The 16,199-nt window shown below is 55.2% G+C and carries 11 protein-coding genes; 4 read left to right on the forward strand and 7 right to left on the reverse strand.

Going from position 1 to position 16,199, the window contains the following annotated elements:
• Positions 1-33 precede the first annotated feature (33 nt).
• Together SV7mr_RS10220 and SV7mr_RS10225 are read left to right on the forward strand one after the other, a co-directional pair.
• Positions 34-618, forward strand: a complete 585-nt coding sequence (locus SV7mr_RS10220; RefSeq protein WP_419188358.1) for a hypothetical protein — start codon at positions 34-36, stop codon at positions 616-618.
• A 65-nt stretch (positions 619-683) separates the two neighbouring features.
• Complete coding sequence (locus SV7mr_RS10225) at positions 684-1,637, forward strand: alpha/beta hydrolase (protein ID WP_145271657.1); 954 nt, start codon at positions 684-686, stop codon at positions 1,635-1,637.
• A 182-nt stretch (positions 1,638-1,819) separates the two neighbouring features.
• Here the strand turns inward: SV7mr_RS10225 and SV7mr_RS10230 are convergent, their stop codons facing one another.
• On the reverse strand, positions 1,820-3,112 hold the full coding sequence (locus tag SV7mr_RS10230; protein WP_145271659.1) for a DUF1501 domain-containing protein: 1,293 nt from the start codon (positions 3,110-3,112) through the stop codon (positions 1,820-1,822).
• Positions 3,113-3,194: 82 nt separating this feature from the next.
• The gene (locus tag SV7mr_RS10235; RefSeq protein ID WP_145278289.1) at positions 3,195-5,111 is read right to left on the reverse strand and encodes a DUF1549 and DUF1553 domain-containing protein; all 1,917 of its coding nucleotides are present in this window, start codon (positions 5,109-5,111) and stop codon (positions 3,195-3,197) included.
• A 676-nt stretch (positions 5,112-5,787) separates the two neighbouring features.
• Here SV7mr_RS10235 and SV7mr_RS10240 point away from each other — a divergent pair.
• Together SV7mr_RS10240 and SV7mr_RS10245 are read left to right on the forward strand one after the other, a co-directional pair.
• Positions 5,788-6,528 (forward strand): hypothetical protein, encoded by a 741-nt coding sequence (locus SV7mr_RS10240; protein ID WP_419188359.1) that lies wholly within the window; start codon positions 5,788-5,790, stop codon positions 6,526-6,528.
• Positions 6,525-7,583 carry a hypothetical protein gene (locus SV7mr_RS10245; protein ID WP_145271662.1) on the forward strand — a complete coding sequence of 353 codons (1,059 nt, stop codon included), beginning with the start codon at positions 6,525-6,527 and terminating at the stop codon, positions 7,581-7,583. The genes SV7mr_RS10240 and SV7mr_RS10245 overlap by 4 nt, the downstream gene beginning before the upstream one ends.
• Positions 7,584-7,615: 32 nt before the next feature.
• Here SV7mr_RS10245 and SV7mr_RS10250 read toward each other — a convergent pair whose 3' ends face one another.
• From SV7mr_RS10250 to SV7mr_RS10270, 5 genes are all read right to left on the reverse strand, one after another.
• On the reverse strand, positions 7,616-9,262 hold the full coding sequence (locus SV7mr_RS10250) for a flagellar hook-basal body complex protein (RefSeq protein ID WP_145271664.1): 1,647 nt from the start codon (positions 9,260-9,262) through the stop codon (positions 7,616-7,618).
• A 99-nt stretch (positions 9,263-9,361) separates the two neighbouring features.
• On the reverse strand, positions 9,362-9,730 hold the full coding sequence (locus SV7mr_RS10255; protein ID WP_145271666.1) for a flagellar hook capping FlgD N-terminal domain-containing protein: 369 nt from the start codon (positions 9,728-9,730) through the stop codon (positions 9,362-9,364).
• Positions 9,731-9,754: 24 nt separating this feature from the next.
• A complete protein-coding gene (locus SV7mr_RS10260) occupies positions 9,755-11,326 on the reverse strand; it encodes a flagellar hook-length control protein FliK (protein WP_145271668.1) in 1,572 nt (523 codons plus the stop codon).
• Positions 11,327-11,649: 323 nt separating this feature from the next.
• Positions 11,650-13,062: a DUF1552 domain-containing protein gene (locus tag SV7mr_RS10265; protein WP_145271670.1), complete on the reverse strand. Its 1,413-nt coding sequence runs from the start codon at positions 13,060-13,062 to the stop codon at positions 11,650-11,652.
• On the reverse strand, positions 13,059-16,100 hold the full coding sequence (locus SV7mr_RS10270) for a DUF1588 domain-containing protein (protein ID WP_145271672.1): 3,042 nt from the start codon (positions 16,098-16,100) through the stop codon (positions 13,059-13,061). The genes SV7mr_RS10265 and SV7mr_RS10270 overlap by 4 nt, the downstream gene beginning before the upstream one ends.
• Positions 16,101-16,199: the final 99 nt, after the last annotated feature.

Below are 16,199 nucleotides of genomic sequence, written 5' to 3' on the forward strand. Positions count from 1 at the left end.
CGTATTGAATCAATGAAGAATGAGAGTGGCATTGTGTCTGATAGCGAAGCAATCAATCCATATCAGGCGCCGTTGACAACCGGTGATGACGCCGTCGGCCAGGATCCCTTTTCCACCGCTCAGGCAAGTCAGCAGTACGCGCCCGCCTCGTTACCGCGCACCGCCACCCGCTGGTTCTTGATCTGTGGGATCAGTTGCCTGCCCAGTTTCTTCTGGGGTTTGATGGGGCTGGATGCGGCGCTTTTGGGCATGATCACCGGAGTCCTTCTGTTTGCCATCGGATACACCGCGCTGGATTATGGGACCCGGTTCCGCGAATTCCGGAAGAATCCAACCATCTCATCGACATTGAAGGTGGTCTATGGGACACGGATCATTATCACGATCTTGGTGCCGGTCGCGGCTTATCTGGATTTGGTGTGTGGCATGGGAGCGGTGGTGCTTTCACAGGCATTCTTGGGCGAGTTCGGGTACAGCGGGGACTTGGCTGTTCAAACCTACATCGGAGCAACCGTGACGACCCTGATCCAAGGATTCATCTTGAACTTCGTTCTGCTGATCTATGCCTCGTTAATCTTATTGGTCCGCTTTCTGTTTCGTGTCATGACTCGGGTTTGACACAGCGCTGGTCCAGTTTCCCTCCCCTCCCTTTCCTTCCCTGAACGATTCAATGGAGTTTGATCATGGTGCGTTTTCTGTCGCTTGTCCTGTTGGCTTTGGTTTGCCTTGCGAACCCTGTGTTGGCAGCGGATCCAGTGTTGGCATCGGATCCACCAGAGCCCCCGACCAGCTGGACTTATCCGCCACAGATGAATGCGTCCGCGGTCGAGGTGTATCGCACCGTTGGCGATGTCGAATTAAAAGCGTGGATCTTTACGCCGCCGAATCATCAGCCCACAGACTCTCGCGCCGCGGCAGTGTTTTTCTTTGGCGGTGGCTGGAATGCTGGCACGCCTGGACAGTTCTATCCACACTGCGTTCATCTTGCCAAACGCGGCATGGTAGCGATCACGGTTGATTACCGAGTTAAAACCCGCCATCAGGTGTTGCCTCAGCAATGCCTGGCGGACGCGAAAGCCGCACTGCGCTGGGTGCGTGCCAACGCCAAGCGATTGGGGGTCAATCCCAAACAAGTCGCTGCAGGAGGCGGCTCTGCCGGCGGTCACTTGGCCGCAGCGACTGGAACGGTAAAGGGCTTTGAAGATGGAGACTTTCTGGATTACCGATCAACGCCAGACGCGATGTTGCTGTTCAATCCCGCGGTGGCCCTGGCTGCGATCGACGGCCAAGAAAACGAGTTTCCTGCAGAAAAGTTGGCCGACATCGATCGACGTTGCGACGGTCTGGCCAAACAGCTTTCGCCCTTTCATCATGTCGCCAAGGGCGTTGCTCCGACCGTCATCTTTCATGGAACCAATGACAGTGCAGTGCCCTACTGGACCGTGGTAGAGTATCAGAAGTTGATGAAGGACAACGGCAATCGCTGCCAGTTGATGACGTATCAAGGGCAGCCACATGGCTTCTTCAACGCCGGGCGTGGGCAAGGTGAAAAACGGGCCGAAGCCAATCGTCGTTATCACCAGACCATCAAGCAATTGGACGAATTCTTGGTCTCGCTGGGCTATTTAAAGCAGTGAAACGCAGGGGTTCGAACGAAGGCAAGCGGGCACAGGTTACGGCGCAGTTTTGACCTGCGCCCTGGCGTGCTTTGCTTCGGAGTCTGAGTGGCGTTTGATGAAGTGCCAGCATCATTGGTGTCCAGGGCGATGGCTCTGGACACCTGCACTGAGTCGCGGTTACAGCGACTTGCTGCATCGTGCTAGGCAAGCAGTGCTGCGATGGGGTCCCCGTCACCACCAATTTTAAATGGCCGGCCATTGGGAGCGACTTGCTCACTATCCAAGGGCAGGTCGGCAGCGGCGGCGATGGTTCGGTTGAAATCGCTGACCGAAACACCGTCTTTCTTGACGTAGGAGCCTTTGGCGTCGCTTTCCCCGTAGACCTGTCCCCCTTGAATCCCGGCACCGGCCAACAGCGAACTGAACACGCCCGGGTGATGGTCGCGGCCAACGTTCGCATTGATGTTTGGTTTACGGCCAAACTCAGTCGTCAGCACGACCAGTGTTTCAGAGAGTAATCCGGTGCGATGAAGGTCCTTGAGCAGGATTCCCAGCGCATCGTCCAAAATCTTGGCTTTCTCTGGCAAGCGACCATAAATGTCCTGGTGCATGTCCCAGCCACCATAGCTGACCTCGACAAAGCGAGCTCCTTTTTCCACCAGTCGTCGCGCCAGCAAGCAACCTTGGCCCAACGGATTATTGCCATACGCATCGCGGACCTTTTGGTCTTCCTCTTTGATATCGAAGACCTTCAGCTGATCGCTTCCCATCAACGTACGGGCTTCGTCGTAAAGCTGATTGTAGGCTTCGATTTTGGGATTCTTGCGGTGCCGCGTTTGGAATGCCGTATCAAACTTATCGGCCAGTTCCAGGCGGCGTTGGAACAGCTGGTCGGGCAGGTACGCCGGTAGCTTGATGTTTTGAATGCCGTTGGCTGGGTTGGCGATCGGGACCGGCGACAGCGAGGGCTCTAGGAATCCAGCGCCGGGGTGGCGGTTGGTATTTCCGATCACGTAATTGCCGGGCAGTTCGCGATTCAGTCTGCCTTTATCATTCAGCATCCAGCCGCCCATGCTGGGGTGCTGAATGCTGTTGAGTTTCTTGTAGGCCGTCCGCATAAGGTACTGGCCTTTGTCGTGCGCGCCGGTTTCGGTATTCAGAGACCGAACGCAAGCGATCGCGCCGGCCAGGTATGACAGCTTGGGAAACAGGTTGCCAAACATGACGCCGGGAACGCGTGTTTGGATCGGTTTCGTCTCCCCGGCTTCGGCAACGCCTTGCTTGGGGTCGAAGGTGTCCAGGTGCGTCATCGCACCTTCCATGAACAGATAAATGATGTGCTTGGCTTTTCCGCTGGCGGTGGGCGCTGCGGCAGCTTGGTTCATCGCCAGGCTGCTGCCCAATCCGCCTGCAAAGGTAACGCCCAGGCATTGCGAGGCGACGCTACGCATGAAGCTACGTCGATCTTCACCGGTGTATTCAATTCGTGACATAGGACTGTTTGATGAGGCGTGGAAGTTTCGTTTGGCAATCAGTCGCCCGCCAACAATTGGCGGGCACATTGCGAGTGGATGACTATTGAATGAATAAGAATTCGCGAGTGTTCAGAAGCGCCCAAATGATGTTGCCATAAGCAACATTTCGATTTCGCACCTTATTGAACTCGCCGGCAACAGCGATCCGATCTTTCGCCGTTGGCTTACGGGTTAGAACGGACAGGAACACTGCCTCGACCCGGCCGCGAACATCGTCAATTCCCAGCACCGTGTCGACCATGACCGAACCGGGTTCCAGCATGACGTGTGTGATAGGACCGTTGAACATCGACAAGATTTGCGGAACCGTCGCTTCCTCAGCAGAACCATTGATGGTCTCTCGATCACTTTGGCCAAACTGACGCAGGAACGAATCCGCTTTGGAGGGCGATGGCAGTTCACTGGCTCGGCACAGCACACGGCTTTTGTAACCATGCTTCTTTAGGATTTCACGGTTGTACTTGCCAAGGAAGTAAGTCTCGCCGAATTTCTCGCTCTGAGCTTTTGCGCTGGCAAAGGTCAACTTGGTGAAGTCAACATCCAGGTAGGGCTTCATTTGCTGTGCTGTCGGTCGCTGGAACGGCATGGTGTTGCGGATCGACATTGTCAGCAACGAGTCCCACAGTTGTTCTGCGGTCATGCGGCGAATGGTTGGACCGGGAAAATAGTAGGGTTCGCCACTGGTCAGCGAGTAATCGGTCGCAATCCGCTGATAGGTGCGCGAGTACAGGATGATGCGAGTCAAATCACGCAGGTTGTAGCCGGATCGAATCAGTTCCTCGCCCAAGTGTGCCATTGCCTCTTCGTTGGCGTTGATGTTCTCGTCACGGAAGTCATCGATCGGTTCCACCATCCCCACGCCCATGAAGCGTTTCCACATCCGATTAACAATGGTGTTGTGGAATCGCTCATTCTCTGGACTGGTGACCCAGGCGGCGAACTGCGTTCTTGGCATCGCGTTCTTGGCCTTGGAGGGAACCTCACCCCAAAGCACTTCTGGCTCGACAATGGAGTTGGGTTTGGCGTCACCGTAGGCATAATCATGAGGCAATTTCAGATTGGCTTTGACCTCGGAGACCTTGTACGAGTTGGCGCGAATCATTCGCTGGAACGCGCCCGGAACTCGACCCTGTGGATAATGCTTTCTGGCTTCATTGATCATCGCGTTTGCGGGATTGGTTTTTTCAAACCCTGGATCACCGCGTTTGATTCGCGTGCGTGTGCCAGCCGTGAACGCTGCCAATTCGTAGAACTGGTACTGAGACCATTGGTCAAAGGGATGGTCATGGCATTGAGCACAACCAATCTGTGTCCCCAAAAAGACACGCACGGTGTTGTCGATGTACGGTAACGGCATGCCATCGTCGCGAAGCTGGTACCCGGTTGCTGGGTTGTCCCAGATTTTGCCCTCGGCCGTCAGCATCTCATAAACCCATTTATCGTAGGGCTTGTTGCTGCGAATCGCCTCTTTGACATAGCCCATGAACGGCTCGGCCACGATGTTCGGTTGTGGTCGATTGACCAACCGCAACGTGTCCGCCCAGAAGTTGTAATTATTGCTGACGTAGTCTGGGCTACTTAACAGGCGATCAATCAACTCAACGCGTTTTTCGGGATTGGTCGAATCAAGAAAGCGTGTCGTTTCGGCAAGCGTTGGAATGCGTCCAGCAACATCCAGATACACACGGCGCAAAAAGACTTCGTCCGACGCCAGCCGATTTGGGGTCTGACCTTTCTGAGCCAATTTAGATTCAATCAGATCGTCCAGTTTGGAAGCCGCCAGTTCCAGTTCCGAGCGACTTTTGCGGTCAACCGGAGGGACATTCATCAGCTTGCCAGGCTTGGTGCGAACACTCTCGGGAAGTCTGATCTTTGGCGGGGCCTGCTTCGGCGGTGGTTTCTTCTTGGCGTTCTGAGCCAGCACAGGACTTGCCGTCAGTATCAAACAGGTCGTCATCACGCTAGCCAATCCCAGGATCCCGGGACGCGTGAAGGGGCGAAGTCTGAATGCAGATCGAATGCCGAACACAGATCGAAAGCTGGAGGCAAATCGTGGTTTCAATGCAGATGTCATCATTGACCAGAGCCGAGGGAGAGAAGAGAAGTTGAAAAGCTGTCGGTGCGAACACCAAGTTGCAAATCACGCCATGTTATTGTCGTCGATTAGACCGCTGTGGCAACCTGAGGGCATTCATCGCGGTGTTAAGAATTGCTGGATTGGCGGCCAGCCGACGCTCCGTGGCAGGCGGAAAGTCGTCAGCATCATGCCATTTTCGGAACGTTTGACGCAGCCCCAAAGTACTTACCACCCTGGTCAAAGACACGAAACAGTTGTGGAGTTTCCCGTTGTCGATGAAAACGGATTCAATCCATGCCGATTGGGCGTGTTCTCCGACGTTCCCGGTCGCTATTTCGCCATCTGGGTGGGTCATGCTGGCACTTAGTCTGGGCAGCGCTGGGGAAGTCGAGAGGGTCGCCTGGGCCCTCTGCCGGTTGGCGTTCCAATCGCGCCGGCGGGGCGGATTGCGGTGGAGTTCGATCGCTGAATTGAGTGCGGCTTTTTGTGGAACAGCTGAGCAAATCTGTGCGACTCGGCTTTGCGTTGCCGCCGGGGGTTTGCTACAAGCCAAACCATGATTGGAGATTACAAAGTTTCTCGCTCGACGCGGCAGTGCTCACTGCAAAATCGCCCCTTGAACGAGGGCGAGTGGTATTACAGCGCTGTGGTCGATGGTGACGAGAATGTCCAGCGAATCGATATCAGCGACTCCGCCTGGGAAGGGCCGCCGGAGGGCTGTATCGGCTATTGGAAATGCCGCATCCCGGAAAAGGGGCAGCAGAAGCTGGTTGCCGCCCCAAAAGCAGTTCTGGTCAACCTCCTGCATCAGATGGAGGATTCGGCGCATCACGAAGGTGAGCACAACAAACTACGCTACCTGCTGGCACTGAACTTGTTGCGCCGGCGGATGGTTCGATTAGCGGACAGTTCAGCATCCGACGCTGAGCCTAAAATGTTGGCGATCATCGTGGATAGCGAGGGAACGCTGATCGAGATTCCTGAGTGCCAAATTTCTCGCGATGAATCAGAATTGCTCAGCGAAGCGCTCTCCGAGTTGCTGTATTGCGAGCAATCACAGATCGAAGCCTTGCAGGAGCCCGCTGTAGAGAATGCTGGGGCGGCAAAGCCTCGCGAGTCGATCGTCGCACCCGAAGACGTCACAGAGCAAGCTGATTCCGAAGGCGACAAAATGGAAGCATCAGAATCTGGCGAGTCTCTCTCTGACACCACGCCCAAAGAACAACTAGACGAACAAGTTGAAGAACAGCCCGACGAGGCTGAGTTAGCGGACACGCAACAGGAGCCATTGGAATGAATTGCTCTGCAAGGATGCGAGCCTCCGCAGTGATTTTGATGGTCATGGCCACGTTTTGTGGCGGTGGGGCAACCTGCTTGAACCGTCCAGCCACGACGTTCCAGCAATCGCCAGTGGTTTGGAACGCCCCGGTGGCTCCCGCATTGAGCGATGTCATTGCGGCAGTCAACCGAACCGGAGCGATCACTCAGCTGTCCACCAATCAAGGGTTCATGGAAGTGCGTTCAATGCCTTCCTTGCCAAAACTGACCGCATCGATCGCGCTCCAACGTCCTCGTCAATTTCGGCTTAAGGCTTCGCCGCCATTAATGGTGACAGACATGGTCGACATTGGCAGCAACGACCAGGTCTTTTGGTTTGAAGTCCCTGAAGGGATGATGATGAAACGCACGCTGTATTTCGCTGATCATGAATCGTATCAGCATGTTGCTCAGCGTTCTGTGTTGCCCATCGAGCCGATGTGGATTGCCGATGCTTTTGGCTTGGCTGAAATTGATCCCAACACCGTGATCTCTGGTCCAACGGTCCGTGGTGATGGCAAGCTAGAGATACACTGCCAACTGGTCCAACCGGCGGGCACGATGCGCCGCGTCTACTGGATCGATTCTGCGTTGGGTTATGTGACCGATCAGTATGTGTATTCGGCCAGCGGAGCGTTGGTGGCGGAGAGTCACTCGGCTCGGCATGAGTACTTCGACGACATTGGTTGTGCGCTGCCGCATCAAGTTGATTTGATCTTGGCCCCCGTTGGCGGTCCACCGCTCTCGTTGCGGATCGAGGTGGGACGCTACATGGTCAATCAAATCCTTGGCGGAGATCCCAATTTGTTCGTGATGCCTCAGGATGCTGCTCAGGTTGTCAACATCGCACAGATTACCAACCAGCCCATGAGTCCCGCGCCGGGCGTTTCGATCGAGAAAACGGTGCCACAGGACGCATTGCCGGCCTACTCTGCTCCGCTGCAGGCTGGCACGTCATCGCGTTTTCGCCCGATCGGTCAGCCTGCCAATTCACCGGCAGTGCAACTAGGGCCCACACACTACAGGAACCAATAGATTCCTGTTTGTGGTGAGGTTAGCTAACTGGACTAACGCACGATGTTGGTGAGTTCTTCCAGGACTTCGTCAGAGACGGTGATCGTACGAGCATTGGCACTGAAGCCACGCTGGGCGATGATCAGCTGAGTGAACTCTTGCGCGATATCCACGTTGGACTGCTCCAGTTGACCGCCAATGATCTGGCCGCGACCACCTGTTTCGCCGCTACCGACCATCGGTTCGCCACTGGCGAGTCCGCGGGTGTAATAGTTGTCGCCTTCTGCAACCAAGCCGCGAACGTTGTCAAAGTTGGCGACTGCTAATTGGGCCACTGGGACGATTCGACCGTTGGACGCAATCCCCATCAATTCACCGCGTGTCGTCACGTTGACGGTCGTGATCACACCTGCGGGGATTCCATCTTGATCGACATTGACGTTATAGGCTGAAGCGTAGTGACTGAGGCTAGACAGGTCCATCGACACCGTTTGGTTGACCGATGAGCCGTTAAACAGGACGACCAAGTTTGCGTCATCGGTCCCAAGGCCACCGGCAAAGTTAAACGAGCCATCCTCATTGAACGTTAGACTGCCGACGGTGTCATCGACCATGGTTCCGACGGACGGATCGATGTTGGCAGTCACTGTCCAAGTGTTGGGCGTGTCCTTGGTGAACAGCAGCGCTAACTCGTGTGCTTCACCCTGCGGGCCAACCACCTCGGAGATGAGTTCAAATGAATCGCCGTTGTATCCTTCGATGGTTTCAATGAAACCGACGGCACCAAAGTTGCTCAGCCCTGTGTTGGCGACGCCGTCGGTGAGCGTGATGCTCATCAGGTTCTCGCCCGTGTTATCAGACGTCAGTGAGATAGTGCCATCGGCAAGCAGGGCAGCGGTGGCGTCGGTGACCGCAGCATTGATGGAGTCCACTAAGTCTTGAACCGTCGCTGTATCGGCGGCAACCGAGCCAGCGAAGGCTGTTCCATCGGGATTGGTTCCTGAGAATTCGATGGTGTCTCCGGGGACGTAGGCAACGGTGCTGATGTCAAGCGAGGCCAGAGTGTCGGCACCTGTGGCGGCAACGGCGCCGACTTCCAGTGGAGCGCTTAGAGAAATCACTCCGGCGATCGGTTCTGAAGCGTTCGCTGGTAGGTTACCATTGATTTGCATCAGTTCCGTGACCGCGCCAGAGATGGTTTCACCGATCGGCACACGGATGGAGTCATCACCGGCGGTTTGGAACTGCAATCCGCCGTTAATCCCTTCTCCCATGTCCCCGATACGCTGGACCAAGAATCCTGTTCCTGGATCGACGAGCCGTCCTTCAGAGTCAACGCCAAAGGCACCTGCTCGTGTGTAAACGTCTTGACCGCCGACGGGAGAGCTCAGCACAAAGAACCCTTCTCCGTTCATGGCGTAATCAAAGGGCTGTGAAGTGGTTTCCAGGGCGCCTTGATTAAAGTTTCGCGTGATCTGAGCAACCTTGACACCTGATCCGATGGCTTTAGGGTTGATGCCACCGGAGTTTGCGTCCCCTTCGCTACCGGAGCGAAGTTGTTGATAAAGCATGTCGGAAAACACCGTGCTTTGTTGCTTGAAGCCAACGGTGTTCATGTTGGCGAGGTTATTCGCCACCACGTCAAGTTTTTGTTGGTGTGCGCGCAGTCCGGTAATACCGGTCATCAGTGCTCGGGTCATTTCTGGGTCTTTGGGTTAAATGTTGACGAACGGAATCGGAAGAGAACGAGCCAGATTCGGCGGGATTGAATCGCGGCTCGTTCGTTGTTTGACAGAGGTTTAGGCACCGTTTTCTGCGATGCGAGTGATCTGATCGAGCCCGACGGTTTGACCATCGACCAGGACCTGAATTTCATTGCCGACGGTAAAGATTTCGCTTGCCGTCCCGGATCCTGTCAGCCCAGTCGCTGGATCATGGAAGTCCACGGTTTTGCCAATCAGGTCAACGCCTTGTGTCAATTGGCCGAGCTTTAGAAACTCGCCAAATGAGGCGTTCAGTCCTTCAATGCCTTCTAGCATCGAAAACTGGGTCAGGTCGTTGATGAATCCTTCTTGATCGACCGGATCAATCGGATCTTGGTTCTGTAATTGAACGGTCAGCAGCTGAAAGTAGTCGATCGATGCTGCTTGAGAGGTAATGCCTTCCATGGCGATTTTTCTCCGTCTTAAGGGTTAGGCAACAATGTTCAGGCCGCCCGCTTCGTCGGGGCGATCTTGAGGGGAACGTTTGGGTTGGTCGATTGAATGGGTTTGCAATGCGCTTGGTTGATCGCCGCCGGATGTGTCTTGCCAAGCATCCTCGGCCTGGCTTCCCTGATGGCGAATGTCAACTTCCACTGAGTCATAGCCCAGTTCTTGGAGTGCCTGAGCCAGTTGATCTCGGTTACCGTTAAGCAACTCGCTGGCCATTCGTTCGGTGGCAATGATCTGCGTTTCGAGGCCTTCGCTCGTTTGTCTGACCTGAACCTTCAACGCACCGAGATGTTTGGGCGCGATCTCTAGTTGCACCTCTTTGCCTTCATTGCGAATGCTTTCCAAAGCGGAATGGCGCAGGGTCTTCATCGCTTGATCGACCGCTTGGTTGGTAGGCGATCCTGAGAGCAGCGAGTCGAGGTGGAGAGTCGCCGCCCCCGGGACTGGCTTGCCACCTGCGCTGGTATTTGTCGCTTGGCTGCTGGCGGCCGTCATCGGCAGTGTGATGTTGTCAGCAAAGGAGGCCTGTGCTGAACTGGAGTTGCTGCCTGCTTGGCCAGCGGAGCCTGCTGCGGCGTTGTTGGCTCCCTGCTGCTGGCCCGATCCAAAGCTAAGGTTGTTTCCGTTCTCGGAGCGTTCGCTACTGGTGGCGGCATCCGAACCGGCGTTCCCGGTGCCGGCCAGTTCATTGTCGTCGTTCTGCAGTGCCTGCTGATCGGCAGCGTCGGCGCTGGCCATTGCCTGAGTCTGTTGCGTGATCGTTGGCTGTGTCTGCTGTTGATTGGACTCCAGCGGTGCCGCAGTGGTGCTGCCAGGTGTTGCCTGAGCGTCAGACGTCGCTTCAGTTGGTAACGCCCCTGCCGTTTCAGCCGTCAGAGTCTGTGGCGTTGTTGCGGGCGGCGGAGCCACTTGGTCAGTGACACCGTTCGTGTTCTGTGCCCCAGATCCAGCAACACCATCAGCGGTTGGGGTTGGATTGACATCGACTGGCTGCAAGTCCAGGTTGGCTGCCTGCTGGTTCGGCGCCGAAGCGACGACGACCTGCAAAGCATCTGGTGACACGGTCGACTTTGGACTGACTTCCGCACCGACGGAGAGCGTTGCATTGACCACCGTGGGCAGTTGTGCCGCCGCTGGGTCGCTGGGCTGGTTGCCTGGCGTTCCAATCGGTGTGGCTGTTTCCTGATCTGATTCCGGCGCGGTCTCGGTTTCATCGATCCGGGGTTCACGCTCGGGCTCGCGTTGTTGTTCAACGCGTTGGGAGTTGTGCTGGACCGTCTGTGATTCGTCCGGAGTGTCGTTGCGTTTGGTGGGATGAGATTCGCTGCGGTGGGTCTCTCGGTGATCCGCTGGGGTCGGCGACGCTCGTTCAGGCTGTCGCTCCGAGCGGCCTTGCTGCAGTAACTGCTGGGAAAACTCTGCAAAGCTGATTTGCTGCGAGACATCGTTGCTGCGACCAGCAAACGATTGGCTGAGGGTTTGCCCCGGTGACCGTGCCGGACTCAGGCTCTGCAGCGTTAACTGCGCAGCGATTAATTGGGTCGTGTCCATAAAGTGATTGCCTGGCTGCGTTGCGGGATGCAGAAAGTGCGTGGCGGGAACGCAGGGCAATCCTTTGGCAACTAGCGTGCCAAAGCGCTGGATGACCGTTTTTTTCAAGCGAGCGCAGTGAGTCAATCACGCATCATCACCAAACGGAATCCTTTCAGAAAAGCTCAAGTCGCCAGCAGGCAGATTTTGCCTTGGCAATGGAAAATCTTGCCTATCGCTATTTGGAGCGGTCGTTGTTTGGCGTCGCATCTCCGATGCCAATCACCGCCTGCCCAGTGGACACGAGCCGGTGGGGCGTCAGACGCGTTGAACCGCAGCGTGTTCTATGCGGGCATGAACTGTTTGATCGCGCCGATTTGATCAAGTTTCTTCCGCGACATTTCCAGGTCCATGTCCCCGTAATGCTGGATGGGGTTTCCATACGCGTTCAGCAGTGTGGTGTACCAGTTGCCGATGGTTTTGTGGCCTTCGGTGCCATGGTACGGCAAGCGAATGTAGCGACCGAGCAGGTCTAGGCGGCAGTGGTCTCCAGCCAGAATGACAAATGGAGCTTCGGTGCCATGGCTATGGTGACCTTCGCCGTTTTCTGGAAAGTACAGGATCACGGTGTTGTCAAACAGCGTCCCGTTTCCTTCGGGAATCTTCTTGAGCTTATTCACGATGGTCGCGACTTGGCTGACATGGCCAACGCGAATGGTTTCACGAATCTCATCCGCTGGGACGCCGCTATAGCCGCCATTGTGTCCCAGTTCGTGGATCGAGATGTGATCACTTTCGTTTCCGGGCAGTCCTTTGATTGGCGTCGAAAGTTCATCAATGGTGTAGGTCACGACGTTGGTTAAGCCCGTTGCCAGGGCGGCCACCAAGATGTCCGTCATCGCTTGCTGCTTCTCTGGCGTCGAGGCATTCTGGCCTCCATTGGCGTGGACCGCGTCGAGCTCCGGTAGGTGCTGTTTGATCACATCAGCGAGTCCAGTCAGCTGCTTATTGCGTTCTTGAATCTGTTCAATGGACTGCACATGGTTGCTGAGCTTTTGCTTTTCATAGCCGGCCAACATTTCGGCTTTGAAGTTCTCTTCTCCTTGCAGAAAGGCCAGCATTTGGTTGTCTGAATCGACAGCCTCCGGATGGGTGACAGACTTGAACAGTTCGTTGTATGCCGTTTGTGGATCGGCATAGCAGTAATTGCGTTGATGCGGAGCGGGCGCCGAATAGCCAGAGACAATCCCGGTGCGGAATGTGCTGTAGTTGCCGGTCAACGACAGTTCAACATGTCCGAATGGCGAAGGAAACAGTTTGGCAAGCTCGAAGTCAATGGTGGCGCGTTTAATGCCGCTCAGCGAATTGCGACCGGATTTGTAAGCTCCTAAAACGGATGAATACGACCAGTGCCCATTTTCGCTCATCTTGCATGAAAGTCCCTGCAGGATGCACAAATGTTGCTTGTGCGTTTCAAGCTGCTGGAGCCATTCTGGTAAGTCATGATTGGCGAGATCAACATCCAGCGGCTGACGATCATTGTCTGCCTTTTTCTGGGCATCCGAAAAGCTCGGCAGGGTCACTTCCTTGGGCCGCACCCCATTTGATTTGCGGATGAAGACAAACCTTCGTGGGCCAAGGCCGGCAGCGATGGGGCTGGTTGCCGTCGCCAGGGCGGGCGCCAGCGATTGTGCCAACGACATGCCACCCAGGCTGATTCCTGCCGCTTGCAATACTTGACGTCGATGAATGCTCATAGCGTGTCCGGGTTGGGTTTGCGGTAAATGAAGGAGTCTGATGTGAGCAGGGAGACAATCAGTTCGTCAAAACTGCCGCCGCTTTCTAGGTAGGCATGGTCCGCATCGATCAGCGTTTTGGAATCCGAGAGCGTTTCGTTGCGTCCCATAAAGTAACGGAAAGCATAACGAATCATGGTCTGCCTGGCGCGATCACTTTGCGCCAGTCGATCGATCAGATCAAAAGCGTTCTCGACGTCGCCATCAAGCCTGTTGTCACCTGTTCCGCTAAGAGCCCCCGCTGTGACGACGGGCAGTGTCTTGTAGATGTCGCGAAGGTCTTCGTGTGGAGCACCTTTGTCTTGGACTTTCTTGAGCAAGTTTTCCGGGTATTCCAAGCGTTCTTCGGAGCGATACCGTCCGAAATCGTCAAAGCTTTCAAACGGCAGTCCCAACGGGTTCATGTGTTGATGGCATTTCCAACAGGATTGATCGCCAGTCTTCGCTTCCATGCGTTGTCGCAGCGTTTTGTGCGGGTCTTCTGGGATCACGGCATCGACGGTGATAGGAACATCAGGGATCGTCCCGGCAAGCAGCTTTTCGCGGATCCATTTGCCACGCTGAATCGGGTCGGTTTCTGTGTTCTTGGCGTGTGCAATCAGCCAAGCGGGCGAAGTCAACAAGCCCTTGCGATGCCGGACGGTCGCTGGTTGAATGGCTTGGTAATCCCAATCAGCCATGTCAATGTTATAGAACCGGGCGACTTCGGGACTTTGGAAACGGCCGCCGTAACGCGAGGCCGCGTTGGCCATGCCATGGGCGGGAAAGGAGTTGTAGGGCGCCGCGGCCGTCTGTCCTTTATCCAGTCGCAGCGTAAAGCTCGCAAGTTGTGACTTGAATGCGTTCAGTGGGTTGTAACGGCGGTCCTTGAAAAGGCGACTGACGTCGATGCCACGCATCTTTTCCGCCGCGATGAACTCTTTGTGGTTCCCCAGATCCTCGACTTCGAATTCATTCCAGTTCTTGTCTTTAAAGTAGTCGTAGATGCGGCGAATGCGATCCGCCGATGCTTGCATGACTTCGTTGTCTCCGGAATGGAAAACATAAAACTTGTCAGTCGTTAGCAATTCATAGAAGACGTTTTGGTCCTGTTCCAGAAGATGATCCACCAGGCGATCGGTTTCCGAGACCAGACGCAGTTTGGCAGCATCGTAGCTGGCACCAAATCGTTTGTTGTCCTTGAAGATTGGCAAGAGGCGTTGATAGCCAAAATACTCGCGAATGAATCGGTGCTCGCGAATCGGCATGCGGGTAAAGCTAGACAGGTCGTTGGGCCGGTGAACCGATTCATCGATGATCGAGTACAGGTCGCGTCTAGCGAGCATTCGACGCACTTCGCGTTCGTAATCTTCGCGTGACTTTAAACGGCCTTCACGCGCAGCGGTTTGAAGTTCATTATCGGGGCCATTGTCTGTCAGCGCGTAGGATAATGCGTAGCTGGCGTCGCGCGGCGACAGCATCCGGCGTCCGTATTGATCGGCGTCTCCCTGGCCGAACTCGCTGCGATAAACAAAGTCCGTGTTCAAGATCAACGTTTGGATCAGTTTCTTGACGCCTTCTTGGTTTCCCAGTCCGTTCAGGAAGTGGGTTGCCAAGGCAACGTGTTTCTCTTGCTCACCTTCGCTTGGCGGTCGTTCGAGAATCTTTTCAAACAATTGCTGGACCAGTTCCGTTACCAGTGCTGGATCCGCCGGTCCGGCATCGATTCGGGCTTGTTTGAATTCTTGTTGCCATTGTTCCATGCATTTCTGAATGATGGCGTCATAGCGATCGCCAGCGGAGCGATGTTTGCCGATCGTGGTTTGGATCGTTTGCATTTCCGACTCGCTGAGCGGCCGGTATTCAACAGGCTTGTATTTTTCAGCATACCGATGCTGTTTGATCTGCCCGCGAAACTCTTCCATGTAGTTATTCAAGAACGTGATTCGGGCCTGGATTGTTCTTGGATTATGGCCATGGTAAAACCATTCGCGTTCACATCGCTCGACTAATTGTTGATCGCTCAAGCCGTCCGCCTGATGGCGCTGCATGGAGCGAAAGACCAGTTCCAGTTCTTTGTTGCCAGGGTTCGCAGCATGAAACGGTGCCTTCTTGACGCTGCCGTCGTTTGGGATCGGTGCAGGCACGTCAACGGGCTGAAACGCGGGCAGTAATTTTGCATGTTGGTTGCCAAATTGGTTTACCAAGACCGTTTCAAGATGCTGGTTTAGAAATCGTTCGCGAGCCGCTAACGTTTTGGCATGTTGAGTTTCCAAGGCAAGGAGTTGTGTGACCGCTGGCAGATAGCGTTGATCGCGTCCAGCCAAGTACAACATGTAAGCTCCAGCTTCCTTGGCATTGGTCAACATGGTCAGCAAGTGGCCACCGTTGAGCGTTTCGTTCGCGTAATAGCGAACACCGGAATGATTTGGCAGCAAGAAGGGGTTGGTCAGGTTCACACGACGTTTGTTGCTGCCGGTGACGAATTGGCGTTTGCCGTCGATGTTGACGTGGACTTGATGGTTGAGAATGCGATTGAATTTTGCATCGAAGATGTACTCACTGATCAGCCAGCGTCGGTTCTCGGTGAACCCCGGTCGATTGACATGTTCACCGGAGAACAATGCGTCGTGGTCGACGTGGTTGCCGTATTCGGGCCTGCGTAGCTTGTCCCGAAGTTGATTGGCGTTCTGCTGATCGAGCTGCTCGGTGAGCCAGTGCAGAAGCGCTTGATGATCCTGCGAACTGGGTTGATCGGCGTCCGCCGGCGGCATCATTCCGAAGTGCAGTTGCTCCAGTGCAGCGTTGAGAACGGTCAGTTGATCATCGAGTTTTAGCTCATGCAGATCATCAAGTGAAATCTCAGCCTCAGGTGAAGAGCCGCTATGGCAGTCAGCACAATGCTGCTGCAGCAGGTCTGTCATCGCTGGCGGAATCGTCACCGGCTGGGAGGCAAACAGAGTGTGGCTGGAAACAAAGACCAGCATCGCCAGTGCAGAGAGTTGTCGAAGGATCAGCATTGGCCGGTTGAAGCGAAAGGTGAATCGGTGGGAGCAAATAGTTTAGATCCTCACCGGCCCCACGTGGTCCGGCGCTCTCCCCAGCGAGCGAATTCTGGC

The sequence above is a fragment of the Stieleria bergensis genome (assembly GCA_007745635.1).
Taxonomy (GTDB): domain Bacteria; phylum Planctomycetota; class Planctomycetia; order Pirellulales; family Pirellulaceae; genus Stieleria; species Stieleria bergensis.

What these genes read in the sequence shown, in the direction of transcription:
- SV7mr_RS10270 (WP_145271672.1), bottom strand. Translation starts at nt 16,100, where the DNA reads ATGCTGATCCTTCGACAACTCTCTGCACTGGCGATGCTGGTCTTTGTT.
- SV7mr_RS10250 (WP_145271664.1), bottom strand. Translation starts at nt 9,262, where the DNA reads ATGACCCGAGCACTGATGACCGGTATTACCGGACTGCGCGCACACCAA.
- SV7mr_RS10265 (WP_145271670.1), bottom strand. Translation starts at nt 13,062, where the DNA reads ATGAGCATTCATCGACGTCAAGTATTGCAAGCGGCAGGAATCAGCCTG.
- SV7mr_RS10235 (WP_145278289.1), bottom strand. Translation starts at nt 5,111, where the DNA reads ATGACGACCTGTTTGATACTGACGGCAAGTCCTGTGCTGGCTCAGAAC.
- SV7mr_RS10255 (WP_145271666.1), bottom strand. Translation starts at nt 9,730, where the DNA reads ATGGAAGGCATTACCTCTCAAGCAGCATCGATCGACTACTTTCAGCTG.
- SV7mr_RS10230 (WP_145271659.1), bottom strand. Translation starts at nt 3,112, where the DNA reads ATGTCACGAATTGAATACACCGGTGAAGATCGACGTAGCTTCATGCGT.
- SV7mr_RS10225 (WP_145271657.1), top strand. Translation starts at nt 684, where the DNA reads ATGGTGCGTTTTCTGTCGCTTGTCCTGTTGGCTTTGGTTTGCCTTGCG.
- SV7mr_RS10260 (WP_145271668.1), bottom strand. Translation starts at nt 11,326, where the DNA reads ATGGACACGACCCAATTAATCGCTGCGCAGTTAACGCTGCAGAGCCTG.
- SV7mr_RS10240 (WP_419188359.1), top strand. Translation starts at nt 5,788, where the DNA reads ATGATTGGAGATTACAAAGTTTCTCGCTCGACGCGGCAGTGCTCACTG.
- SV7mr_RS10245 (WP_145271662.1), top strand. Translation starts at nt 6,525, where the DNA reads ATGAATTGCTCTGCAAGGATGCGAGCCTCCGCAGTGATTTTGATGGTC.